The sequence below is a fragment of the Flavihumibacter solisilvae genome, assembly GCF_000814475.1.
GTDB classification, from domain to species: Bacteria; Bacteroidota; Bacteroidia; order Chitinophagales; family Chitinophagaceae; genus Flavihumibacter; species Flavihumibacter solisilvae.
Window position 1 is genome coordinate 239,858 of record NZ_JSVC01000019.1, and the last position, 24,279, is coordinate 264,136.

Genomic DNA, 24,279 nt, shown 5'->3' on the forward strand with positions numbered 1-24,279 from the left:
AAAACAAAGCATTCATTCATGCAATATTGCGGTTATGCGCGGTTCAATATTTTTTATTGAAATATGTCGCCCCGTAGAAACCCTGCATGTATATTTGCCCTGTCGTTCTTTACTTTTTTGATCGTTAGCAGGTGCACCATCACTGATGGTGTTTAAAAAGGAACCGTGTGCAAATCACGGACTGTTGCGCAACTGTAATTTCTGACCGGCCATGGCCCGGAAGGAAGAAGTCAGATACTTGCCTGTCTAACGGACGAATGCTTTCGCAGTTTAAAGCAGCAGTCAGGAGCACCACCAGCCTTGGTGTGCCCTCTCTTAACTTAAATTCCGGAAGCATACTCATCAACGTAAAGGCATTATTCATTTAATGTTTAACCTAAAAGTTTTTGCGTATGCTTACACACAACCTCGGCTACCCGCGCATGGGTAACCACCGTGAGCTGAAAAAAGCCTGTGAAGGCTACTGGGCAGGAAAGATCGCTGCCCACCAACTGGAACAAACCGCACAGTCCATCCGCCTGCAGAACTGGCAATTGCAGCAGGACGCCGGCATCGACTGGATCCCCTGCAACGACTTCTCTTACTACGACCAGGTGCTCGACACCTGCCTCATGACAGGTGCTATTCCTGAACGTTTCCATCCTTTGGTTGAATCGAATGTGGCGAAACTCGACCTTCTTTTCGCCATGGCGCGCGGTTACCAGCAAAACGGTCACGACATCACGGCAATGGAAATGACCAAATGGTTTGACACCAATTATCATTACCTCGTACCCGAGTTCAGGAAGAACCAGCAGTTCACCTGCTTCCACAACAAGGTGGTCAGGGAATTCCTGGAAGCAAAGCAGCACAAGTTCCAGGTTAAACCAGTACTGCTTGGACCTGTTTCCTTTCTGTTGCTCGGCAAGGAAAAAGAACAGGGGTTCAACCGGCTTTCGCTCCTCGACAACCTGCTGCCCGTTTACTTCGAAGTTCTGAAGCAACTGGATGATCATAAAGCATATTACATCCAGTTCGATGAACCCTGCTTGTCACTGGACCTGTCACCCCAAGAACAAAAGGCTTTCACCTCAACCTACCAGGCGATCAAATCGAAGTTTCCGCAATTGCAGATCATCCTCGCAAACTATTTCGAGTGTTACGGTGGCAACCTGCAGATGGTGCTGCAATTGCCTGTTCACACCATCCACCTCGATCTTGTTCGTTGTCCATCGCAGCTGGGTGACATCCTGGAATCGGAACTGGTTCGCTCCAAAACCCATTTATCACTTGGCGTGGTGGACGGAAGGAATATCTGGAAGAACGACTACCAGCAATCGCTCCAGTTGATCAACACTGCAATGGAAAAGCTGGGGACAGACAGGATCTGGATTGCGCCTTCCTGTTCACTGTTGCATTGTCCATGTGACCTTGACAATGAAACGTCAATGAACCCGGAAATCAAACAATGGCTGGCATTTGCCAGGCAGAAGCTCGATGAAGTTGTTACATTGAAACAGCTGGCAGGAGTTGAATCTTTCGCGGTCGCGGAAGAAAAGCTTCTGGAGAACACACAATGCATAGAGAAAAGAAAGACTTCCACACTGATACATAACGCAGATGTACAGACGCGGGTAAACGCACTAACAGAAAAGGATACCCAACGAAATAGTTCATTTAAAATCCGGAAAGGACTTCAGCAGGCAAACCTGCAATTGCCCGCCTACCCTACCACAACGATCGGTTCTTTCCCGCAAACTACCGAAATCCGCAGCTGGCGGGCAAAGTGGAAAAAGAAAGAATTAAGCGATGAGCAATACAATGAATTACTGAAGGAAGTAACTAAAAAAGCGGTGTCGTGGCAGGAAGACATTGGACTCGATGTCCTGGTGCACGGCGAATTTGAAAGAAACGACATGGTAGAATACTTCGGTGAACAGCTCGCTGGTTTCGTGTTCACGGAAAACGGTTGGGTGCAGAGTTATGGCAGTCGCTGCGTAAAGCCGCCGATCATTTATGGAGATGTATTCCGGCCCGAGCCCATGACGGTAGGCTGGAGCAGCTATGCGCAAAGCCTTACCAGCAAATGGATGAAGGGAATGCTGACCGGGCCTGTTACCATCCTTCAATGGAGTTTTGTCCGCAACGACCAGCCGAGAAGCCAGACCTGCGCACAGATCGCCCTTGCGATCCGCGATGAGGTTCTCGACCTGGAAAAGGCAGGTATCAGGATCATCCAGATTGATGAACCCGCGATCCGTGAAGGCTTACCATTACGAAAGGAAAACTGGCCGCAATACCTCGAATGGGCGGTGAGCGCTTTCCGGGTAGCCGCCAGCGGCGTTCAGGACGATACACAGATCCATACACATATGTGCTATTCGGAATTCAATGATATTATTGAAAGCATCGCGGCGATGGATGCAGATGTGATTACGATTGAAACCTCCCGATCGCAGATGGAACTGTTGCAGGCGTTTGCAGATTTCAACTACCCGAATGATATTGGTCCGGGCGTGTACGATATCCATTCGCCACGGATCCCTTCACGCACTGAAATGATCGAACTGATTGAAAAGGCGAGGGCTGTGATCCCGGCCGAACAGCTATGGATCAATCCAGACTGTGGTCTCAAGACCAGGGGGTGGAAAGAAACAGAATTTGCGTTGAAGGAAATGGTACAGGCGGCAAGGGAGCTTAGGGAGTTGATACCAGTTTAATATCACTGCAGGCCAGGAATTCCCTGGCCTGCTTTAATTTTATGCAATGACCAAACACGAACAGAAATGCTGCTCACGTTGTGAAGGAGCATTCGAATGCCGGGCTGGTGACATAGCACATTGCCAGTGCAACCAAGTCTCCATCACCCGACAGACAACGGAGTTTCTGCAGCGTACGAGTCATGGTTGCCTGTGCAGCCGATGCCTGTCGGAGATCAACCAGTTGGTCGAATACAGCCGCCTGCATCCATTCGTTGACCAGGCAGAATTACTGATTCCCGGCCTGCATTTCTATGTCGAAAACGGTGGACGTGTATATACTGAACTTTATCATATTCAACGCGGTAGCTGTTGCGGGAAGAACTGCCGACATTGTGCGTATGGCAATACGCATCTATTATAAAAATCAAGGGGTTTCGTTTTGCGAAAGTTCAGCGGTGTCATAAGAACCGTTAAATGAGGCCATTTCCCTGATCAACTTCTCTTCCTTTACTTGCTTCATAAGCCTGTCTATCCATTTAATCAAAGCAAAAGCTATCAAATTAAGGTTGAGGAACAACCGGCCATCGCTTTCACTCAGGAAAAATTCAAACTGTGATGTACCTGCACTAAAGCTTAGTTTAACCGAATTAGTCAAGTCAAGGCCCACATTCAGACTTGCACCTGAAACATACTGAAATGAAAAACCAAATATGGCAAAATTAAATAGCTGGAATATCTGATTCCATAGTGATCGTTCCAAAGCTTTGCTGTCAGCCTTTAGACAAAGCGATCCGCAATAAATAGAATATCCGTAAAAAAGAAAAACCAATAAATATGCTAATCCAGACAATCCAAATATCAAATCAACTTTCAGGTTCCAAAACATAATAAGGATCCCTACCAGGCCACCAACTACCTGGTACAGTCCTAACTTAACCAGATCGGATATCGTTTCTTTTGAAATATGATTTTCCATAAGCTAAATGACAAATCTATAGCGTTTCCAGTTTTTCTAAAACAAAATAATCTGCATTGGCCTGCTAATTCGAGGGACGTTTAATAATGCAGATTGTGTTGATTCGGCCATGGCCGGCCTTTACCAGTTTCGCAGAATAATTTCAGGCTTCTCAGGAACTGGGCCCAGGTATAATTGCATTCAGCAAACATTGGTGTATACTCTTTCCAGCCTTCGTGCTGTAACGAAAGCAGCGTCACGTTTCCAGTTTCAATTGCCTGCTGAATCTGGTCTTGTGCTTCCGGATTGGAGTTCAACAAAGATTCTCTACTGCCGGCTTGAAGTTTGAAGGAAATAGTAGTGCCAATCCATTCGCTGGCACCCGCCACGCATAGCCACTTTACCAGCTCCCCAGATTTCAGCTCAATGACTTCCATTTCCTTGAAATACCCGGATCCGAAAGTAAACCGTGATACACTGCCAGGTTCCGGTTTTGCTATTGTATGGGGCGTCCACCAAGCCGCCAGGCCCTCCTGCCTTGCAATTGCATCAAAAACCGATTCGGCAGTAGCCGCAATCAAGACTTCATGACGTATGTCGGGCATCGTATTAACATTCATTTTGACTGTCCCATGTTTTTCACACAACGGACTGCAAACGCATCTCCCTTTTCACCATCCTTTTGAACGTACAGGGCCTGCGAACCTTTAGCGAAATTGGCGAACCAGGCATTGCTGTCGTCAGTCGATGTTGAAGACCAATAAAACCCATGGGCTTCGAGGCGTGCGTATTTCCCCTCAAGATCACGACCACCACCCAACACGGCATTGAAATGAGCACTACCATTTTCCTTCAAAGATTGAAATGCCATTTTGCGAACGGCAACCGTGTCAATAGCCTCGCCTGCATAAGCCCAGGTAAGTTTCTGCCAGTCAACATTTGCAGGCAAGCGCCACCCTTCCCCTAACCTGCTGCATACATTCTGTGCTGCTTCAAAGGTGTATAAACGACCATACTTCTTGCAATTTTCAACTGAGTCGCCAAAGCAATAGGAACCCGCGGTATTCAATTTCAGGTTGTCTGTCATCCACAAGTTACCATCTTTCATCACCTTCACTGCATACCTATTCTTATCACTATCTGCCAAAACTGTGTCCTTCAACCTGTCAGCATTTTTTGTCTGGGACATAGCCAGGTTATTCAGGCTGCAGGAGATCGTTAGTACGAAGGAAAAGATGATTCTTGTCAACATAAAATAAGTATTACTCAAACACCTTCCATTTAATGTTTACTTATGAATGAAAGTACAGCGTTATTGAACTCAGCGGGACTTTCATATTCCAGTCCATGGGTGGTGTTTGCAAGTGTGGCCACTTCCCTATTGCTCAGGCAACGCTTCATCCCTTCAATCATAATGGCAAAAATCGCAGGTGATTTTTCGCCTCTTACCAACAATACCGGTGCCTTGATCTTTTTAAGATCCTCGCAGACGACCGATGGAAAATTATCTTTACCACTCAGAATGCCCTTTGCTTCAGGATAATTGGCCAACATGATCTCACGATCTTTTTGCGGCATCCTGTCGAAATAGGTACTGTCTCCCATCACGCCATTTATAAGCGCTTCCACTCCCCCTTCATTGTCGTTGTTCTTAAACGCCTCCATAACCGGCCCGAAAGCCGTTGTAAAAAAGTTATTGAGTATGGTATCACCGCCGGGAACCTGCTGCATCATGGATGGCACAAACGGCTCGCCCAGTACCAGGCGCCTCACAAGTTCCGGATGCCCGATAGTGGTTACCAGTGCGATATCAGCACCATAAGAGTGTCCATACAGGGTTACCGGCTTAAGTTTCAAAGCCTTAATAAATTCAGTAAGATCCGATGCATTTGAAACAACGGATAACCTGGTTGAATCAGTAATTGTTTGTTGATTAGGAAACGCGAAGCGGCGGCTATACGCTATTACCCGGTGGCGTTTTGCAAACGCATCCATTTGTGCCCCGAAAGTCCGGTAATCCCCAACCGCTCCATGTACAAAAACCACCGGCTCACCTTTACCAATATCAACATAGTGGAGACTGTCGCCATTAATAAAAATGCTCTTAACCTCCGGCTCTTTCCTGGCTAGGTTTTGCGATTGCGCAGTTTCGCTGTTACTGCAGGAGCACAAATAAACAATTACCACAAAACCGATAGCGAAAAAGTTCTTTTTCATTGTAAACAGTTTTATTAAACTGCTTTCAAAGTGAGGGACTAATTGGGGCGGCCAAAATACAACACATAGCCATCGATATCCTGGACTTCAAAGCCACGCAGGTTATCATCATTGTCCATAAGGGGTTTAAAAAATTCTACATTGCGCGATGAAAATTCCGCCGCCAGTGCATCGGGATCCGGAACATAAAGGTAGGCATCCCAGGGGGCAAAACCCTTTTTGATATCGCGGGTGTAATTTGGGATAGGGTCAACACCTATATCCTTCATCATGATCATAGCTGCGCCACGCTGGACAATCCCAAAGAAAATATCATCTTCTTCAGGACCCTGGAATGTAATTTCAAAACCGAGCCTATCGCGGTAAAATGCCAGAGCTTTCGGAACATCCCTTACTATGAAGAATGGTGCAATACCGCCAATTTCAGGTTGAGTCATTTACCTAAATTAACAAAACCTGAACGATCCGGGTATTATTTTAACGGCCTATGACCGTTAGTCGTAACACATTTTTCCTGGGAATCTTACTCATTACAACTATGCCATTTCTTTTGCAAAAACTGGCCTGGCTGGCCAATGCAAAAAGAACTAAGGGAGTAATGCACTATGTCGGCAAATCGCAGTCGGGGCAGATCGTGAGCATCTATCCCGTTATCCGGTTTTATGATGGGAAAGATTCGGTCTGGTTCAATGGCGCGAGTGATATTTTACTCAATCGTGGTGACATTGTGCCGGTACTTTACCAGCGGGATAATCATACGGAAGCGAAAATCGACAATTTCATCAGCGTGTGGGGAGACACGGTAGGTTATGCAGCAGTTCCCGCAATCATTATCCTGATCGTTTTTCTTCAACCAGAAATTGTTCCCCGGCGGTCAAGGGTAAGGTTGGCGCCCAGGTCGCCATTTATTTTCGTAGAAGCATGAAGCCCTCTCATGAAGACTTTTCGGACCAGAGAAAGAGGGTCATGGTGCTGTAATCAATGATTGCCTTTCCCGGTTTCAGGATATCCACCCCTATAACGCCGCAGATCACCTCATTCGCACCGGCCTGCGATAATGCATCGTTTACATGTTCGAAAGACATAACAGTAAGGGTAAAATCCGTGAGAAGGTGATTCCCTATTTCGACCGTATTTCCAGTGGAAGGTATAACCTGCAGGCCCCCACCACCTGCTCCTGCGCCGCTGAATTCGGCATTGTCATGTTGAAGTACCAGGCTGAGGCGTTCAACGTGATTTTGCTCAATCACTGTAGTGCCTGCTCCCGTGTCTAGAATAAACAATCCATGGTTGCCGTTCACTTTTACATCAACCAGCAGGAGGCCTGCAGCATTCACGATAAAAGGAATGACATCATACCCTTTATTGGATAAGAACATTGCCAGGTCAGAATTTTCGTTCGCCATTGTTCAAAGGTAGAAATTCATTGGACTTCGGGGCGTTTATAACGGAAGATAAACAGTAAACACAGCACCCTTTCCAACCTCGCCGGAAGCGAGGATAAAACCTTTATGGTTTTCCACGACCTTTTCTGCAATGCTCAGGCCGATGCCGGTACCGGGATAACTGGCCTGCGAATGCAACCGCTGGAATACCTGAAAGATCTTTTCGCTGTACTGGCTTTCGAACCCGATGCCGTTATCAGAAAATGAAATTTCGGAATAATGTTTATCCGCCTCGGCACCTGCAATTTTTTCCAGGTCACTGCCAGTTACAGTTTTGCAGGTTATTTTAATTTCAGGCTTGCCGTTGGCAAACTTCAGGGAGTTACTCAGCAGGTTGGAAAACAGCTGGTTCATCTGGAAAGGAATTGCATTCAGCACCGGCAGCGTATCATGTTCAACAACCGCATTCTTTTCGTTGATCGCCAGTTCAAAATCAGCCTTTACGTTTTCAAGGATCCTGTTCATGTCGGTTTGCTCGAAGGCTTCCGTTGAGATGTTGTTCAGGCGCGAGTATGCGAGTAAATCATCAATGAGCTGGTTCATACGGGCTGAAGCGTCCTGGATCCGGCCAAGATACTTTGTCAGCGTAGCATCTTTTAACTGGTGCTGGTCGAGCATGCTGGCAAATGTCCGGATCTTCCTGAGCGGTTCCTTCAGGTCGTGACTGGCGATATAATTGAAAGATTCGAGCTGGTCGATGGTAAGTTTTAAGTGGCGGTTACTCATTTCCAGTTCATGCTGGCTCAACTGCAACTCCACGGTGCGTTCGTTCACCTTCTTCTCCAGTAAAAGATTGAACTGCCTCAACTCTTCCCTGCTGGCGCGTAAAGCGTCGGAAGTCTGTTTCAACTCATGGATATCACTCACCACAGATGTCGCACCGATGATTTTGCCACTGTTATCCCGGAACGGCGCCGATGCCACCCAGGTCCACCGTTTATTACCATCATTACCTGTGAAAAGTACTTCCATCCCAGGCAGCACGGTTTCACCCCGTAATGCCCGGACCGTCGGATAGTTTCTCCTTTCAACGCGCGCACCATTGGCGTCATATACTTCCCAACGACTGGAATTTGCATCATCCATTGAAGGCAATATTCCGGAAGGAAGGTAGTGCTTCATTTCCTCGTTTGAAAGCAGTAACAAGCCATTGATATCGAAGAATCCCACTGCCACCGGCATCACGGCAAATGCCGCAGCCAGCTGTGCCTCACTTTTACGCAGGTCTTCCTCCGCCTGCCGCTGCTGGATAAGGTCAGCGACCTGCCTGGCCACCACATCAAACAATTTCAACTCGTGTTCTGAAGGCTCATGTACACGCTTCCAGTGAGTTGAGATCATTCCGACATTCTTTCCCGACCGGCTGATAAGCGGGGTGGATTGCATGGAAACGATACCCGACAAACGGTAATGATCATAGTCGTCTTTATTGATCTTGAACGGGCAGTTGTCAATATCACTGAAGATTATCCTGGTTCCTGTGGCAAAGGCGATCCCGCAGCTTGAAGACACGTCTTTCACGATCTCCCAGTGCCGGGCAGATTCAGGATGAAATCCTTTATAGGCAAGCAGCCGCAATTCATCCCGGTCCTTTACCACGGTCTGGATACTGGCAAAATCAGCATTCATCAGTTCCATGGCAGAACTAAGAATGGCATTGTACAGTGCCTGGATATCGTCTTCTTCAATAAGCCGGTTGCTGATCTGCTGCAGTTTTGTGGCGTCCTTCAACTCCTGCGCGAGACGCTGTTCGCTTTTACGCGATTCCAGCTCCGATTTTTTGCGGCTGGTGATATTGTTGAAAAGCACCGCAATCCTGGGCTGGTCAGCAGCACCAAAGGGAAATGCAAATACGTCGTACCATACCCCGGTTTCGAGTCCGGCCGGGGTAAGATGGGTCGCAACGTTTTCAAAATGCACCGGTTTGCGGGTCGTTGCCACTTCACCATAGATGTCGAACCAGTGCTGGTCATGCGCAGGTTGGAGCTGCCGCATGGTTTTGCCCAGCGCATCCTTAAGGCCGGTCTGCTGCTCGAATACAGGGTTTGTTTCAAGGAATCGATAGTCAGCAGCCTTTCCCGTTTCATCAAAAATCATTTCGATGATGCAGAAGCCCTGCGGAACGTTGTTGAACAGGGTAAGATATTTGTCCGTGGCGTTTTGGGCCACTTCGTCCTTGAGGCGAAGGACTTCCTGCTCGGCGTTCTTTCGTTTGTCGATATCACGGAAGATGACGATACAACCCGTTTCGGTAGGTGTTACACTTAAGGCGATCCACTTATCGATCACCGGTGACATATATTCCGACTGGGAGAATTTCTTATTTTCCAGCGCATCAACCTGCACCGCTTTATAACAATGAGTGCTTTTTGCCTCGGGGAAGATCTCCCAGAGATTATGGCCAAGAACCTGTTCCTCTTTCAGCTCCCACCATTCCAGTGCCTGCCGGTTTACAAAGACAACGGTGCCACTGTTATCCAGTTCATAGCAGGCCTCATGAATGGTATTCAGAATGGCATACGACCTTTCGAGGGCCTCTGTGCTTTCCTTCACTTCCTGTAAAGCTACCTGGTCACGTTCGCTCTTTGGCTCCGGCATTCCGTTATTGATACGGCTCATAAATTATGTTTCGTGTGGACTTGACCTTAACCGCGATTGTTTTCTGAAGAAATCAGCCAAGATATCAAAAGATAGCTGATTTGTGCAATTATGCCCAATTTTATTCGTGCACGTAATCATACGCTTCCCCCTATCTTTGCCCGCACATTAGGGGTGCCCAAGGAGGCTGAGAATATACCCAATGAAGAAAGCGATCCCAACAAGCTTAATTCATGCACCTGATCCGGGTAATGCCGGCGGAGGGAAAAAAATAATAATGGAGATACAACAGTGGGCTGTTTTACTATGGCAGCAAATTAAGGAAACCGATATTTTGCAATGGCTCGCGGTATCGTTTGGCGTTGCTGAAGTGCTTTTCGCAAAAGCGAACAAAATATGGCTGTATCCCACGGGCCTGGTAGCCACAATTTTGTCTGTGATTATTCTTTTCGAAGCAGGACTGTATGCTGAATGCCTGCTCAATGGGTATTATATCATCATGAGTATCTATGGCTGGTGGTATTGGATAACAAAGAAAAATAAACCATTTGTTGCCGTTACCCGGTGCAGCAAAAGAGATTGGATTGTTGTTTCTGCAATAACATTCGGTGGAATTATCTTCTTAGTCTACCTGCTTAAACAGTACACCAACTCGACCGTTCCGTACATGGATGCCTGGATCAGTGCAACGGCATGGGCCGGAATGTGGCTGCTCGCTAAACGCAAGATCGAAAACTGGATCCTGCTCAACATTTCCAATGCATTTGCCATACCGCTGTTATTCCACAAAGGACTTCCGTTATATGCGTTGCTTACTATCTTTCTATTTGTAGTGGCGATTACAGGATATATCAAATGGAATAAGATCATTAAGTCTGATCTTTCTCCCGGGATCAGTTATTCGGATGGCGGCACTGTTGCCAGTAATCGTAAATTGATTTGATAAGAGATTCAAATTCCTTGAAACTCGAAGGCTTTTGAAAAAAGCCCTGCACACTCATCTCGTAAGCTTCTTTTACAATTTTTCCAGAAGCGGCAGTCGTAAGAAACACAAAAGGAATGCTCTTCAACTTAAGCTCCCTGTTCTTATCAACCTGCCTCCTGAGTTCAAGTCCGTTCATTCCCGGCATATTAACATCACATAAGATCAAAAACATCTGTTCGGAAGTTGCAATTAAATATTCAAGGGCCGGCACCCCGTTCTCAAAAAGCAAAACCTGGTTTTTTATTTGAAGGTTCTGAAAGATTTCTTTGATTATTTCCTGGTCATCCGGATCATCTTCAACAATGATGATTGGTCCTAATTTTGACATTAGCTTATTGCTTTAAAAGTTATCGATGCGCAGAAGAGCTGAGATTGGCCTGTAAAATTTACTTCATTTATTGTATCCTTCAAAGACGTAACTTATTGCTGAATGAAGAGGGTATTACAATACAATACCGAGCAGCTGTTATCGGTAGCTATAGAAGAAGCCTGGAACTTTTTCTCCACACCTAAAAACCTCGCATTGATAACACCTCCGGACCTCGATTTCCGTATTCTGACTAAACTCGATGATGGAGAAATTTATACGGGAATGATCATCAATTACATGGTAAGGCCATTGTTTGGAATACCTGTGCGCTGGAAGACTGAAATCTGTGAAGTGAACAAACCATTTTCGTTTACCGACAGGCAGGTGAGCGGGCCATATAAAACCTGGATCCACCGGCACGAGTTCATTAAAAAAGATAATGGTGTATTGGTGAAAGATGAGGTTAGATATGAATTGCCTTTTGGCGTGCTTGGTAATATTGGTAAATGGCTGGTGCAAAATAGGGTTGAGAAAATATTTGAGTATCGCAGGCAAATATTGCAGCGCATATTCAACCCTGATCCAGGCTCTCAACATTCGCATACAGCCTAAGTCGCTTGCGGCCAAACACTTACCTATTGGCGATTGTGATAATTATGGCAACTTTTCATCTTTACCTGCTCATAGGCAGGCGTGAAAACAAAGATCCAGACATATGTAATCAATAAGGTGCGCGAAAGACGCACAGAACTGAACCTGTCGCAGGCAGATCTTGCGTTTGAACTCGGTGTATCCGTCGGATTCATCGGAAAGGCCGAAAGCATCAAGTACTCCACACATTATAACCTGAATCGGATAAACCAGTTGGCGTCGATTCTTAAATGCAGCCCTCAGGATTTCATTCCTTCGAAGCCGTTATAAACGTTGTGAGGTACGTGAAAAACACCCTATCTAAGTTTGCCATTAGTATGGCTGCTGCCGGCATATTAACTTTTACCACAAATTTTAAATTATGCCGGAAATAACTAAAAGTCTGAGGATAACTCCCCTCCAGGTACCGACAAAGAGCATTGCTGAACTCATGGCAGATTATGTAGGCTTTGAGCAGTACAATAAAATTGAGGAATTACTGGCATCGGCATAGAAACAATGCTGGTGTCAATATTCAATGTTCACTATCGGAAATCATGTATAAATGCACCTGCCGTTCCTGGTTCCAATATTCATTGACCTGCCTGAAACCTGCGTAACCAACTTTTGAATGAAGGATGCGCTGGTCGACCGGTATTTCCAGGTATAAGGATGTTACCGGATAAAATTTGAGTGCCAGCTTGCAGAAATATGCCATCGTCTGGAGCCAGTATTCAACAGATAGGTGCTCACCTGGAAAGACATAGTACAACGCCAATTCATCTTCAGCGACAGGATGCATCATTGCCAGGGAACTGACTGCAGCCGGGATAATATCCAGCTGACCCACCAACTGTTCCTTTCGCTGGACAATAAATGATTGCTCCTCTGTCGCCCATAACCTGTTCCTGTAATGCGATATCAACGATGCCTCATTTCGGTTGAAGGCCTGGTTGGTGAGACAATTGACATTGTTCAGCCACTTGTGCATACACATAAGATCCTTTATGATCCATAAGGGCCGGACCTGCCAGGCCACATCTCCTTCCCCATCCGTCCAGGTCAATACCGGCGGATGTTTAGCAAAAGGATTCACTGACTGCACTAATGTAACTTCGTTTGCCATAAATTCTACTGGTGCCTGTCAGGGTACCGACTCTTAAAGACCAATTTCCTTCATATTACAGGTTATTATTATTAAATTAAATAGCATAAACTTTGATTATTTGAAATCTGGCCACGTTTTTTCACGGGAAATCTTTCCAGTCAGGGAATGGACCATACCAATAGCTGACCAACAGCTCAAATGCTATTGGTCGATTCGCAGTACGAAGCCCCTTGAACATTTTTATAGCGACCTCCGGCATTATATCCTGATCGTGGCCCTGAATGGTGACGTATTTGTTGATGGTAAAGAAGTAAGCGAGGGGGGTTGCCTCTTTTTACAGCCGGAGAAAGAGAGCACAGTTCACCTAATGACCTGCTCCCGGGGCGTCGAATTCCTGCGGCTGGAAGTACCCGATATACCGGCATTCCGTTCTGACTTTCATGCAAATTGGCAATTAACAGCCCTATCACCCACTGCCTATTTTCATATTGCAAGGCATTTGATCTATTCTGCTCAGAACCGGCAAATGGACTTAAACGCCCAGGCCGATAGTATTTTCCTGGTGCAAAACTGCCTGAACCCTTCTCCCGCCGGCAATCCGTACAACATCCATTTCAGTGAGGTTTTCCGGCTTACCGAATGCCTGCAAAAACTCCAGTTCACTGCAAAAGCAAAATTTACTGTTGCACAAATGGCATCTCTCTCCAACTTAAAGACCTACCGTCTTCAACTCATCTGCCAGGTGCTTTTCGGGCAGACAGCCCACCAGGTATTGCGTTTCCTGAAAATGCACACTGCACTTAAAGTCATAGCCAACCAGACACAAACTCTTGCAGCAATAGGAAAAGATCTGGAATATAGCAGTGATGAAAATTTCATCACTGCATTTCGTGTATACTATGGAATCACTCCCCACGCCTTCAGGAAAATGTTTTCAACTTTTCCTTATATTCCTTCCGGTAAGCTTTAGGTGTAAGCCCAAATTTCTGTTTGAATACCTGGGAAAAATAATTTGCGTTGGAAAAGCCCAGGGTGTGAGCGATAATGTTCAACGGCCGGCTGGTTTCACCAACCAGGTCACGCGCTTTTTCCAAACGGGCGTTCCGGTAAAACTGCATGACTGTCTGACCAAACAGCACTTTAAACAAGGTCTGCAACCTCGTGGTATTCAGTCCGGCCATTTTAGCTAAGGTTTCCAGCTCAAATAGCTGATCGAGGTCATCTAATGTACATTCGACAGCCCGTAAGACCCTATCTTCATCATTTGAGTGTTGCGGAGAAGGATGGCGACTCCTGTGATAGACCATATTGAGAAGCGAATCCGCAAGCAACCAGTCCAGTTTATGGATCAAATTTTCCATAGTTCCCTCCTGTTCACCCGGATGGGAAAACACTTGCAGCAAGGAAGTGAAATGAGTCAGCCCCATTGGTAAAACCCGTCCGATAAAACTGGCCATGTTTTCATTCCTTAATAGCGGATCAAGTCGCTGGAGTGACAACCGGGCAAGCCAGTTACCCATAAATTCATTCGAAGCATGAACGAAGCATACGTGTGTAGTCCTTGGACCCTGGACCTGGTAATACCTGGTTGAAGTATAGTTACGGTCAATATGCATCATCCTGGCAGGAATGACCAGGCTGACCTTCCCTTCGACTTTTTCAAACAGAACTCCTTCGCGTACGAAGACCCATTCAAAGTCACCAATATCGTTATTACAATTAAATTCAACCGATAACCCACGTCTCACAATTAGCTCAGAAAGTACTACCCCATTACATTTTTTCTGAACCAATGAAACAATTCCCGGGCTCTCCCGGGGTACCATATGAAATTCTGCTTTACACATAGCAAAGCAAAAAATACATAATCAACCTGATGTTGTCAATGCCACAAACAGGTAAACTGGCCAAATTCAAAGTTTTTGCTGTGTTTTCCTTCATTTATCGCCAACCAGTCCTCCTACCTTTCCAAAATTAAAAAGAGCCGGTTATGTCCCTCATCAATAGACAATTCTTACTGCAACTGATCTATGGGTTATATATATTTCTGTGGATTTACGCAGCAACGACCAAATTGATGGAGCCAGATAAATTCCTGGGAGAATTAAACCAGTCGCCACTACTCATGCCCTTTGCATCATTTGCACAAATCCTTATACCCTCACTGGAATACCTATTGGTTATCGGCCTCCTTATATCCCGTTTCCAGTATTACGCCCTTTATTTCTCATTTACCCTGATGACCTGTTTCACTTTTTACATCGCTGCCATTATGCATTTCAGCCCTTACGTGCCCTGTTCCTGCGGAGGAATCCTGGAAAAGATGACCTGGGGTCAGCACCTGCTGTTCAATGTCCTGTTTGTGTTACTCGCAGCGCTCGGCTTTCTGCAGCATGGAAATACCAGGTCTGTTTCAAACCACACCACCCGACCTAACGCTTTATTGCAATAACCAGGGAAAGCTGAAAACCTGTAGAAGAGAGTAAGCAAATTCTTGAACAATAAATCTTGAGTATGAAAAGGTTTTTCCTGCCAGCATGCCTGGCACTGTCAGTGGTGGCTGCTTTCGCGTTCAAGCCCACTACGTACGCCCTTTATAAGGCCAACTCGTCTCCACTGTGTATTCCGGAAACCCAATGCACAGTATTTCAGGGGGATGATTGCGGACATACAGTTTATTCCAGTGACCAGGGAACCAATGGCGCTTGTATGACTCCTGTAGATTATGGCAGACCTTAAACTGCCTTAAAAACGAAAGCTGTCTCCAATTGAGACAGCTTTCTACCTGCTAAACCATAAACTTAACCTGACACGAGAAAAACACAAACATGAGAAAAAGATGGCTATTACTAGGACTATCCTGCTTGTTCTCGTTAGGCATTATTGCATTACTGCAAGCGAATTACCTGGTTCAATCCAGGGAGAAACGGAAATTCCTGAGGATATTCCCTCCCCATATCCTGGGCACTAAAAAGGAACTTCCACTCGCATATAATTCATTCTATTTTGCAGGCCAGTCTTCAAAGGCCATATACCTGGCTAACCATACTGCACCTAGCTACATACTGAATGTCAATAAGACCCTCCGGGATACACAGGTCATTAAGTTGTTTCCGCCGGCATTGACAAAAACACTTCCATTTCCGAACCAGGTGATCTTTCAGGATAGCCGCTTTATGTTGACCAGTACACTGACAAACATAATCTACGTTATACAGCCAGGCAATCCTATTGATTCAATCACAATGGATTTGCCGGCAGGCATCGCCGATTTCCAGATTGTTCACGGCAATATTGCTTTAACCAAAACATATGATACGACGCTGAAACAGCGTATACTCGTCATGTTGGACCTCCGCTCCGGCAAACCATTGTACCGTTACTTTCCCCAGGCACTGGGAGAAGGATTGTTCAGCACCAATGGCACATTCAGCTTTAGTAAAGAAAAAAAGATTACCTGGTATGTACATGCTTATTGGAATAAGGTAGTTGCACTGGATTCACTACTACGCCCATTTCGCACATTTACCACCATTGACGGAACTGGTTCCATACCGCGGCCCGTCATGTCTACCAACCAGGAAGGGCAACTTACTGTAAGCGGGCCTGCCTCGGCAATCAACCAGCATGTATGCCTGGCTGAAAACTACCTGCTGGTTCACTCCACCCTGCCGGCACAAAACGAACCATTCAATAGCGTGCGGACATTTTGGGCTGTGGATGCGTACCATTCTACCCGGGGTAGTTATCAGTTTAGTTTTTACCTGCCTTTTGAAGAAGGGAACAAACCCATAGATTTCCTGTACGCAGATAGTCACCTGTATGTTTTATATGGACACAAGCTTATCAGTTACTCCCTTTCATTACCCATTCTGTCTGATTAATACCGCTTCTTCGAAGGGCGTACTACAACTACCTTCATGAAACAAGTGCCCTGCTCCAATTCCAGCCCCTGCTTATGAAGTGCTTTGCGGGCGAAATCCAGAGGCTCTGTAAATAGTACATCCATATCGAGATCAATATTAAAGTCAATTCCAGTTGCATCTACTATAGGGTCATCTGTTCGATAACGATCCCATAAATGCTTGATCAATTTACTGACAGGAACATTTCTCAGGTGTATCGCGGCCATATCATATTCGCCATCCTTTGGTAAACCACCTTTTGAGCGGAGATCAGCATGCTTTCCTTTACGAACAGTAAGCTTCCAACACGGCATACGCCTGGTTTCGACAATAGCAACAGCATTAAAGCCTGCACGCAGATCGTCTTGCATAATACCCTGAAGTTCAAATGGATGCGCACGATCAGGAGGGACTACCAGACTGTAGCAATACTTTTTTGTAACATCCGGCAACTGCTTAAATCCCTCCCAGATCGGTATCGGATAATATTTTCCGTAGATATTCTGCCAGTAGTTGGGCAATAATGACATTGTATCGGCATACGCATACATCAGCAATTGGTCCAGGGACTTATTGATAAATTGAACCTGGTTCCCATAACCGCTGTTGATGCACAAAGGATTGGGTGCGTTAAACGGCTGTTCGGGAGTCAGCAATGACCGATAAAGGTAAGTGGTTTGGGGACCACCATTGCCTTTCTCAAACAATGGCCGACCAAATGTGAATGGATGTGTTACCTTTTTCTGCTGGATGTCTGCATACGACCCTGGCAGATTGACAATTTGTCCCCTGATTAACGCCAGTACCTGCTCCAAAGAAGGTATACCGATGTGAAAAATAGCCCGCACTATTCCGGCCTGATCGACCAGTACCGTGTAGGGCATAGTCCAAACGCCTAATTTTTTCAGTGCACTGTCAGGCATATACGCAAAGGGCATCGCCAGGCTATACCGTTCCTGGTATTCGGCATATTGGTCCCTGAGTTCCCGGTCTCTCCCCGTTGCTTCCTTATCCCATTTACCCACCATGAATGTCTGGACTTCTGCAACATAGTAACGTTGCAGGGAGTCAATTTTTGCCAGCGACGTAAAACTCGAAGCGCATCCGATAGCGAAAAAATTCAGGAGCAGCCATTTTCCTTTTGCATCTGCTGGGGAAAAACTTGTCGATGAAAAGTTCTGGACATCCTGTAAGCTAAATTGCGGAGATGGCTGTCCTTCTACGAATGTGCCGGGCTGGTTTGCCTGCACAATCTGGGTAATGCATAATAGAATTGCTACCAGTGACCGTTTCACTGGTCGATATAAAAATTGCATAAAGGAGATTTTTAAATCAGTATCCTTCGTTCTGGTACAACTTAGGATTGTTGTTGATTTCTGTTATGGGAATAGGAAGCAATACTGCAGTAGTCTTCCACGCTCCTGGCTTTAACCCCTGGAGAACAGTATTCGCCTGGCCGGTACGTTTGAGGTCCATCCACCGGTATCCATTTTCGGTGAATAGTTCCAATTGACGCTCACGGGCAATCGCAGCCAGCATGGCATCAATGTCGGTGATTTCCGGAGTGGAAAGTCCAGCTCGGGTGCGTATATGCGATAAATCACCATGACTTCCTTCCAGGTCACCCAGGTGGGCAAGTGCCTCAGCGCGAATCAGGAATATTTCTGCGAGCCTGAACAGGGATAAATACTCGATCCCGGCAGACTGAAGTCGAAACTTATACTTATAGGGGATGTGGTACGTATTGCCGTTGAAACTGTAGGTATATGTCCAGTTCACCCTGCGAAGGTCGTCCTCCTCAAAAAGATTCCATAAACCGGGCTGCAAAGATCCATACACCGGAACATTGGCAGACTGCACAAAGGCGAGCGCAACACCCGTGTTATTTCCCGTAAGTACGGGTTGTAGCTGCCAGATGGCCTCGGGACCATTGAGAGCAAAAGCATTCGCCGGATTAGCGGCAAGATTGAACAGCGAAGAAGCATCAATAACCTCAGACGCCGCAGCAAAAGCACCCGACCAATCTTTTCCGTAGAGATACAACTGCGCCAGTAAGGCTTTAGCAGCATATTTGTTGGGGCGAGTCCTTTGTCCCTGATAGACAGCAAAATTATCCGGCAGGTATGTTGCAGCCCTGGTGGCATCTTCAACCATCTGATCATAGATTCGTACTGTATCTGCACGTTCAGCCAAACGGTTGAGTCGGTAATCGGTTACCCTAACCAAGGGCACCGGCCCAAAGAGTTGAACCAACTGGAAGTAGCACAATGATCGCATGAGGCAGGCCTCCCCTTTCAAGCGCTGTTGCAGTGCGGGTGAAAGCGTTACAGCATTTTCCAATCCCTCCAGGATAGCATTTGCCTGGTAAATCTGCTGGTAAAGTTCCAGCCACATATTGCGGACCTGCGTATTGGCAGGCAATACGGCATGATTATAAAACTCCCTGGTATTGGTCTGGTTGCCGGTTGCTTTGATTTCGTCAGACAACAGGCTGCCATAAAGTGCCAATCCACCATTGAATACACTGAAGTTACTTTGCATCATGCGGGTATACATGCCCAATACAGCAGCATTCGCAGAACTGCTATCTAGAAATACCGTTTCGTTAACCAAAGCCGTAGGCGGTGGATCCAGCTCAATAAACTTTGTACAGCCGGTAAACATCAACAGTAAACCAGGAATATAAAAAACCGGTGATAATATATTTCGTAGGCTCATAACATACAATTAAAGGGTGATTTTGCAGCCAACGGTGAAAACTTTCAGTGGCGGAATATTGCGAAAGCTTAATGACTCAGGATCCACGCCAGTATAGTTGGTCCAGGTCAGCAGGTTTTGTCCGAGGCAATACAACCGCAATTGCTGCAGGTGCATTTTCTTTATCCAGCTTGCGGAAAAGTCATATGCAAAAGACAGGTTCTTCAGGCGCAGGTAAGAAGCATCGCCAATCGCATCGGCCCCATAAGCCTGTTTGTTACTGAAACTCTCATATCCGGCACCACTCCAATCCTGGGAGAAGCGTTGCACATCTCCCTGGCGGTCGGGACCACGCCAACGGTTCATAACGGATACCGGTTGATTAGATGCAGAGCCAGGCATGCCGAAATATAACATGTACGTATAAGCGTCCTGTTGTGCACCCTGGAACAAAAAGTCCAACTCAAAACCTTTCCAACTTATGGTATTGCTTAAGCCTGCAAGCGTCCGAACACCCATGGGCCTGGACACAAGTAAATCAGCAGGGTAAGAAATTACCCCGTCTTTATTTGCATCCTTAAACTGGTAGATACCGGTAACCGGGTCTATTCCCGCATCCAGTAATGTTCGTCTGACCTGCATGGACCGGCCGACTTCATAATCCCTTGCGTAGGACGTACCGGCAAGATTGGGAAACTCCAAAAGCTTTGTCCGGGGAAAAGAAAGATTCCAGCTGGTTGTCCAGCTGAATTTCTGCCTTTTAATGTTGATACTGGTCCATTCAAATTCCCAGCCGCTGTTTTGAACCGTTGCAGCGAGGTTGTATTGAACAGAAGTGAATCCTGTAATTACAGGAAGCGGATAGCCAACCAACTGATTGCCCGATCTGTTGCGATAATAACTAGCGGTCATGTACAACCGATCCCGAAAAAAACCAAGTTCCATACCCAACTCCAACTTCCTGTTGGTTTCCCAATGGTAATCAGGATTCTCGAGGTTGGACGGTTGCAGATTAGGTGTGCTCATATATTGATATGCAGCAAAATTCCATAACCCCAGGTATCCGTATTCCCCGATCTGGTCGCTGCCCGTGATTCCATAACTGGCCCTGATCTTGCCAAAGCTCAGCCGTCTGTTGTTTCCGGAGATCCAGGGTTCCTGGCTAAAGATCCAACCTGCACCAATTGCCCCGAAGTTGCCAAATTGATTTCCCCCACCGAACCGACTCGAACCATCACGTCTGCCAGTCAGGTTCAAAAGGTATTTTTTAGCCCAATGCAATTGCAGCCTGCTGAAAACAGCCTGGTACCGGTAACGACTATTCAGAACTTCCCTGATGGCCAGACTGGAAGCCGCTGCCGGATTGACCATTACTGCATCGTTCGTATAACCACTGCCTTCCATGTAGAGACGTTCACGCCGGGTTTCCTGGAAAGTCAGCCCAACTAACCACTCCAGGTCCAGCAGATTGAAACTTCGACGGAAATTAGCCTGTGGCTCCACGATCCAGGTTTTGAGTTCACTAGTTGAGTAAGCAGCATACCCTGCATAAGGATACGCCGGATCAACAGATTTAGACGGTTGCAGGTTGGTCTCTTTCAGACGGAGTTCTGAATAACCCAGGTTCGCTTTAACCTGCAACCCGGGAATGAGGCGATAACCTAAAGTGGCATTACCCAACAAGTTGCCTGTTCTTCCGAGGTAGGTCTTATTGGTTTCACTAAGCGGATTGATCCAGGTAGAACCCTCCCAATTCAATTTTCCGTCAACAGAATATAAAGATGGTGCGACCGGAGCCAGGTTCAGACTCTTATTCATCAGGTCTGTATAGATCAGGTTATTGTTATCCGAAACATAACTACCGGTAATGGCTGCCTGAAAACGTTTATTTGTTGACTGATGGTTGACACTGAGGTGAACCGCTCCTTTGTTGTCCCGAAAGTCGCCGGGGAAAACGGTTGTTTCGTGCCGGTAGGTACCGTTGAGCAGGAATTGCGTTTGCTGGTTTCCACCCGACAGCCCCAGTTCGAGATTGGTTATGTTAGCAGTACCACCTACCAGTTCTTTTTGCCAATCCGTATACCTGGTCGTATCCCAATTCAATAAATCGTAGTCGTAGAACTGCGGATTTGCGCCGTCGTTACTGAAAGCCTCCCTCCGCATGGCGAGATAATCTTTGGTACCTAAGAGATCCATCTTACCGGCTACTTTACCCCAGCCGGTATAGCCATTGAAATCAACTCTCGTTTTCCCTGCCATACCCTTTTTGGTGGTGATCAGCACAACCCCATTTGATCCCCTGGAACCATAGATTGCTGTCGCATCAGCGTCCTTGAGCACTTCAATGCTTTCAATGTCGGCAGGATTCAAGGCACTTAGGGGATTGCCTCCGGCAACTACCAGGCTGGTAAAAGAACTGGCTATGGTAGAGCCAGGGTAAGGTACCCCATCGACAATGTATAACAATTCATTACCGGCACGCCGAAGACTGTTTTGCCCGCGTAACTGGATATTAAAGCCTCCACCGGGTACGCCTGTAACCTGTTGAATCGACACACCCGCTACCCTGCCCTGCATGGCAGCAAGGGGGTTAGCGACCGGTTGGTTGCTGATCTCCTCGCTTTTGACCCGGCCGACATTGCCGGTATTGTAACGACGGGTACCGGTGCCATAAGCGATGACATGCACTTCATCCAGCTTGTTGTCTACTTTTCGCAGGGTGATAAGGATCGGCTTATCATCGGTGACGCCTAAATGCTGACTGGCATAACCCACACAACTTATTTCCAGGAAGATTTGCCTGCCGACGCGAGGCAAAAGGAACAGTCCGCGTTCATCAGTCATCACCATCATTCCACCAGGGTGAGCTTTTACAGTAACATTGCTCAACGGATCTTCCATTTCATTCTGAATTTTCCCCTGTACCCGGTAAGTTGTATCTGTCGGTAATTTAAAAGATCGTTTGTCCGTAACGATGATCACTTCCTTGTCAATTTCATATTGGAGAGGTTGGTTTCGGAAACAATGATCCAGGACAGCAACCAGGGTTGCCTGGCGGACATCGATATCGACTCGTTTCGCCTTTTGCAGGATGGCATCGTTGTAGTAGAAGTAGTATCCTGTTTGTTTGTGGATGTCCATAAACAGTTCCGCCAGGCTGGCCTGTTTCTTTGATAAGGTGATCTGCTGGCCAAAGGAGTTGGCAGACAATTGCAGACAGCCTGCAAGCAGAAGAAAGACCGTACACTTGAACATAAGCAGAATTTTTCGAGGTACGGGTGCCCGGAGGCGACCGGGCACAGATTTCCCAATAGCAGTTAATTGCATACATTTGATTGAGGGTTAACAATAGCTTTGTTGATAGAGTTGGATGTTAATCCGTTAACCGGTTCCTGGTGCAAACAGGAGTCGGTTCTTTTTTCCAGGAGTACGCTGTTGCCACACCTGGATCTTTACAAATGTTTTTTTAGTAGTTAGTAATTGGTTATATGGTTAGGGAGAAACGATGAGTTTTCGCCCGATAAGTTCAAAATGAGTTTGTCCTCCCCTTTCCAAAATGCCCAGCAACTGCGACAGTGGCCGGTTTCGTGGCAGGATACCCGTGAAACGTTCACTGACATTCCCTTTAAATTCAACTTCCAGCTGGTACCAGCGTGCAACCTGCCGGAAGATCTCTTCATAATCCGCCTGCTTGAACCAGAAGACATTGTTTTTCCAGCCCAGGGCTACTTCGGAATCTGAGGGAACAATGGCAATCGCGCGGGAAGTATTGATTTTCGCAGCCTGGCCCGGTTTCAATTGCTTTGTTTCCTCACTGTTGCTGACACGAACACTGCCTTCGAGTAAAGTGGTTTGCATCTGCGGCTCATTCGCATAGTCATTGATATTGAAATGCGTTCCCAACACCTCGATCTTTCCTCTTTTTGTTTCGACTATAAAAGGCCTTGCATCTTTGGATACTTCAAAGTAGCCCTCCCCATTCAATCGAACCGTCCTCTCCTTTTCATTGAATTGCACAGGGTATTCAAGATTAGTCAGTGCATTAAGCCATACTTTGCTGCCATCAGACAGCACAACCGAAATCATCCTGCCTATCGGGGTCGTAAGCCGATTGATCTGTGAAATTTTTTTTGCGGGTACTTCCATATACTTCAGTGTTCCATTTTCCTGTTCGGCTATCAATTGCCCGGATTGCCGGATCTGCTGCAGCTGGCTGTCAAGAGATACTATTTTACCATTACCTAAGGTTAGTTGTATGACATCGTTGCCAGGCATCAGGTCTAGTGGTTTTGGTAATGAATCCACAGCAACTATATTCTTGCCGGATGGTTGCGTTGATTTCCAGAAATACCAGCCTGTTCCAAGTACAACAAGAATACCTCCTACGGCGGCCGCCATCCGCCACCACGAAATCTTTGCAGCCACCGGTTCTTCTTCAGCTTTAATCCTTTGGCGAATGATTTCCCAGGTCGGATCCGGGTTCCGCTTCCTCAACTCTGCGATACTTGCTTCCCATGCTTCCGTATTACTCAGATCGTCAAACAACAACTGGTTCGCTTCCGAAGCCTCCAGCCACTCTTGTAAAATTTCAATCTCTCTGTCGGACAGTATCTCCTGCCGGTAATACCGGTATAGTATAGATAGGATGGGTATTGTTGCAGACATAATAAGGTTTGTGTTTCCGGACAGTTATATGGTAAGTATTGGAAAAACTGCCTGGTTGGGTAATGCTGGACAAAAAAATATTT

The 24,279-nt window shown here is 46.4% G+C and carries 25 protein-coding genes and 1 riboswitch; of the genes, 11 read left to right on the forward strand and 14 right to left on the reverse strand.

Translation table 11 applies throughout. From position 1 onward, the window contains the following. The first annotated feature begins 113 nt into the window (after nt 1–113). Nucleotides 114–260: riboswitch (cobalamin riboswitch) on the forward strand. A 132-nt stretch (nt 261–392) separates the two neighbouring features. Next, nucleotides 393–2,699: a 5-methyltetrahydropteroyltriglutamate--homocysteine S-methyltransferase gene (gene metE, locus OI18_RS17480; RefSeq protein ID WP_039142121.1), complete on the forward strand. Its 2,307-nt coding sequence runs from the start codon at nt 393–395 to the stop codon at nt 2,697–2,699. 46 nt (nt 2,700–2,745) lie between these two features. Continuing rightward, nucleotides 2,746–3,102: a cysteine-rich CWC family protein gene (locus tag OI18_RS24305; RefSeq protein ID WP_072039037.1), complete on the forward strand. Its 357-nt coding sequence runs from the start codon at nt 2,746–2,748 to the stop codon at nt 3,100–3,102. A 3-nt stretch (nt 3,103–3,105) separates the two neighbouring features. Here the strand turns inward: OI18_RS24305 and OI18_RS17485 are convergent, their stop codons facing one another. The 5 genes from OI18_RS17485 to OI18_RS23915 all read right to left on the reverse strand — a co-directional run bounded on the left by OI18_RS17485 (nt 3,106) and on the right by OI18_RS23915 (nt 6,290). Next, on the reverse strand, nt 3,106–3,657 hold the full coding sequence (locus tag OI18_RS17485) for a hypothetical protein (protein WP_039142122.1): 552 nt from the start codon (nt 3,655–3,657) through the stop codon (nt 3,106–3,108). Between the two features lie 80 nt (nt 3,658–3,737). Beyond that, nucleotides 3,738–4,241 carry an SRPBCC family protein gene (locus tag OI18_RS17490; protein ID WP_039142285.1) on the reverse strand — a complete coding sequence of 168 codons (504 nt, stop codon included), beginning with the start codon at nt 4,239–4,241 and terminating at the stop codon, nt 3,738–3,740. A gap of 11 nt (nt 4,242–4,252) precedes the next feature. Next, complete coding sequence (locus OI18_RS23910; protein ID WP_052273337.1) at nt 4,253–4,888, reverse strand: FISUMP domain-containing protein; 636 nt, start codon at nt 4,886–4,888, stop codon at nt 4,253–4,255. Between the two features lie 29 nt (nt 4,889–4,917). Then, complete coding sequence (locus OI18_RS17500) at nt 4,918–5,853, reverse strand: alpha/beta fold hydrolase (protein WP_039142124.1); 936 nt, start codon at nt 5,851–5,853, stop codon at nt 4,918–4,920. A gap of 38 nt (nt 5,854–5,891) precedes the next feature. Next, the gene (locus OI18_RS23915) at nt 5,892–6,290 is read right to left on the reverse strand and encodes a VOC family protein (protein WP_052273338.1); all 399 of its coding nucleotides are present in this window, start codon (nt 6,288–6,290) and stop codon (nt 5,892–5,894) included. A gap of 50 nt (nt 6,291–6,340) precedes the next feature. Here OI18_RS23915 and OI18_RS17510 point away from each other — a divergent pair, with 50 nt between their 5' ends. Further along, on the forward strand, nt 6,341–6,778 hold the full coding sequence (locus tag OI18_RS17510; RefSeq protein ID WP_152616867.1) for a hypothetical protein: 438 nt from the start codon (nt 6,341–6,343) through the stop codon (nt 6,776–6,778). A gap of 7 nt (nt 6,779–6,785) precedes the next feature. On the opposite strand, the gene OI18_RS17515 is transcribed toward OI18_RS17510, so the two are convergent. Both OI18_RS17515 and OI18_RS23920 read right to left on the reverse strand, forming a co-directional pair. After that, nucleotides 6,786–7,259 (reverse strand): retropepsin-like aspartic protease, encoded by a 474-nt coding sequence (locus OI18_RS17515; protein WP_052273339.1) that lies wholly within the window; start codon nt 7,257–7,259, stop codon nt 6,786–6,788. A 36-nt stretch (nt 7,260–7,295) separates the two neighbouring features. Further along, a complete protein-coding gene (locus OI18_RS23920) occupies nt 7,296–9,917 on the reverse strand; it encodes a PAS domain-containing sensor histidine kinase (protein ID WP_052273340.1) in 2,622 nt (873 codons plus the stop codon). A gap of 181 nt (nt 9,918–10,098) precedes the next feature. Between OI18_RS23920 and pnuC the strand changes: the two genes are divergently transcribed. After that, the gene (gene pnuC, locus OI18_RS17525) at nt 10,099–10,839 is read left to right on the forward strand and encodes a nicotinamide riboside transporter PnuC (RefSeq protein ID WP_240312791.1); all 741 of its coding nucleotides are present in this window, start codon (nt 10,099–10,101) and stop codon (nt 10,837–10,839) included. Here the strand turns inward: pnuC and OI18_RS17530 are convergent. Further along, a complete protein-coding gene (locus OI18_RS17530; protein WP_039142128.1) occupies nt 10,790–11,209 on the reverse strand; it encodes a response regulator in 420 nt (139 codons plus the stop codon). The genes pnuC and OI18_RS17530 overlap by 50 nt on opposite strands. A gap of 102 nt (nt 11,210–11,311) precedes the next feature. Here OI18_RS17530 and OI18_RS17535 point away from each other — a divergent pair, with 102 nt between their 5' ends. The 3 genes from OI18_RS17535 (at nt 11,312) to OI18_RS25110 (ending at nt 12,335) form a co-directional block, all read left to right on the forward strand. Next, the gene (locus tag OI18_RS17535; RefSeq protein ID WP_039142130.1) at nt 11,312–11,803 is read left to right on the forward strand and encodes an SRPBCC family protein; all 492 of its coding nucleotides are present in this window, start codon (nt 11,312–11,314) and stop codon (nt 11,801–11,803) included. An 81-nt stretch (nt 11,804–11,884) separates the two neighbouring features. Further along, nucleotides 11,885–12,112, forward strand: a complete 228-nt coding sequence (locus tag OI18_RS17540; protein WP_039142132.1) for a helix-turn-helix domain-containing protein — start codon at nt 11,885–11,887, stop codon at nt 12,110–12,112. Nucleotides 12,113–12,203: 91 nt separating this feature from the next. Next, the gene (locus tag OI18_RS25110; RefSeq protein ID WP_262494020.1) at nt 12,204–12,335 is read left to right on the forward strand and encodes a hypothetical protein; all 132 of its coding nucleotides are present in this window, start codon (nt 12,204–12,206) and stop codon (nt 12,333–12,335) included. A gap of 21 nt (nt 12,336–12,356) precedes the next feature. On the opposite strand, the gene OI18_RS17545 is transcribed toward OI18_RS25110, so the two are convergent. Beyond that, nucleotides 12,357–12,947 (reverse strand): hypothetical protein, encoded by a 591-nt coding sequence (locus OI18_RS17545; RefSeq protein WP_039142134.1) that lies wholly within the window; start codon nt 12,945–12,947, stop codon nt 12,357–12,359. 100 nt (nt 12,948–13,047) lie between these two features. On the opposite strand from OI18_RS17545, the gene OI18_RS17550 reads away from it, so the two are divergent. Beyond that, nucleotides 13,048–13,899 (forward strand): helix-turn-helix transcriptional regulator, encoded by an 852-nt coding sequence (locus tag OI18_RS17550; protein WP_039142135.1) that lies wholly within the window; start codon nt 13,048–13,050, stop codon nt 13,897–13,899. Here the strand turns inward: OI18_RS17550 and OI18_RS23925 are convergent. After that, a complete protein-coding gene (locus tag OI18_RS23925; protein WP_160290254.1) occupies nt 13,850–14,677 on the reverse strand; it encodes an AraC family transcriptional regulator in 828 nt (275 codons plus the stop codon). The two genes, OI18_RS17550 and OI18_RS23925, sit on opposite strands and share 50 nt — an antisense overlap. A gap of 242 nt (nt 14,678–14,919) precedes the next feature. On the opposite strand from OI18_RS23925, the gene OI18_RS17560 reads away from it, so the two are divergent. The 3 genes from OI18_RS17560 to OI18_RS17565 all read left to right on the forward strand — a co-directional run bounded on the left by OI18_RS17560 (nt 14,920) and on the right by OI18_RS17565 (nt 16,813). Further along, nucleotides 14,920–15,381 carry a MauE/DoxX family redox-associated membrane protein gene (locus OI18_RS17560; protein WP_052273342.1) on the forward strand — a complete coding sequence of 154 codons (462 nt, stop codon included), beginning with the start codon at nt 14,920–14,922 and terminating at the stop codon, nt 15,379–15,381. A 62-nt stretch (nt 15,382–15,443) separates the two neighbouring features. Beyond that, the gene (locus tag OI18_RS24560) at nt 15,444–15,668 is read left to right on the forward strand and encodes a hypothetical protein (RefSeq protein ID WP_152616868.1); all 225 of its coding nucleotides are present in this window, start codon (nt 15,444–15,446) and stop codon (nt 15,666–15,668) included. An 89-nt stretch (nt 15,669–15,757) separates the two neighbouring features. Continuing rightward, nucleotides 15,758–16,813 carry a hypothetical protein gene (locus OI18_RS17565; RefSeq protein ID WP_152616869.1) on the forward strand — a complete coding sequence of 352 codons (1,056 nt, stop codon included), beginning with the start codon at nt 15,758–15,760 and terminating at the stop codon, nt 16,811–16,813. Here the strand turns inward: OI18_RS17565 and OI18_RS17570 are convergent. The 4 genes from OI18_RS17570 to OI18_RS17585 all read right to left on the reverse strand — a co-directional run bounded on the left by OI18_RS17570 (nt 16,810) and on the right by OI18_RS17585 (nt 24,196). After that, nucleotides 16,810–18,150 carry a DUF3738 domain-containing protein gene (locus OI18_RS17570; RefSeq protein ID WP_152616870.1) on the reverse strand — a complete coding sequence of 447 codons (1,341 nt, stop codon included), beginning with the start codon at nt 18,148–18,150 and terminating at the stop codon, nt 16,810–16,812. The two genes, OI18_RS17565 and OI18_RS17570, sit on opposite strands and share 4 nt — an antisense overlap. Before the next feature lie 16 nt (nt 18,151–18,166). Continuing rightward, nucleotides 18,167–19,552 (reverse strand): RagB/SusD family nutrient uptake outer membrane protein, encoded by a 1,386-nt coding sequence (locus tag OI18_RS17575; protein WP_082038024.1) that lies wholly within the window; start codon nt 19,550–19,552, stop codon nt 18,167–18,169. Nucleotides 19,553–19,561: 9 nt separating this feature from the next. Next, nucleotides 19,562–22,786: a SusC/RagA family TonB-linked outer membrane protein gene (locus OI18_RS17580; protein WP_052273344.1), complete on the reverse strand. Its 3,225-nt coding sequence runs from the start codon at nt 22,784–22,786 to the stop codon at nt 19,562–19,564. Nucleotides 22,787–23,023: 237 nt separating this feature from the next. Next, entirely contained in the window at nt 23,024–24,196 is a 1,173-nt protein-coding gene (locus tag OI18_RS17585) for a FecR family protein (RefSeq protein ID WP_052273345.1), read from the reverse strand. Between the last annotated feature and the right edge of the window lie 83 nt (nt 24,197–24,279).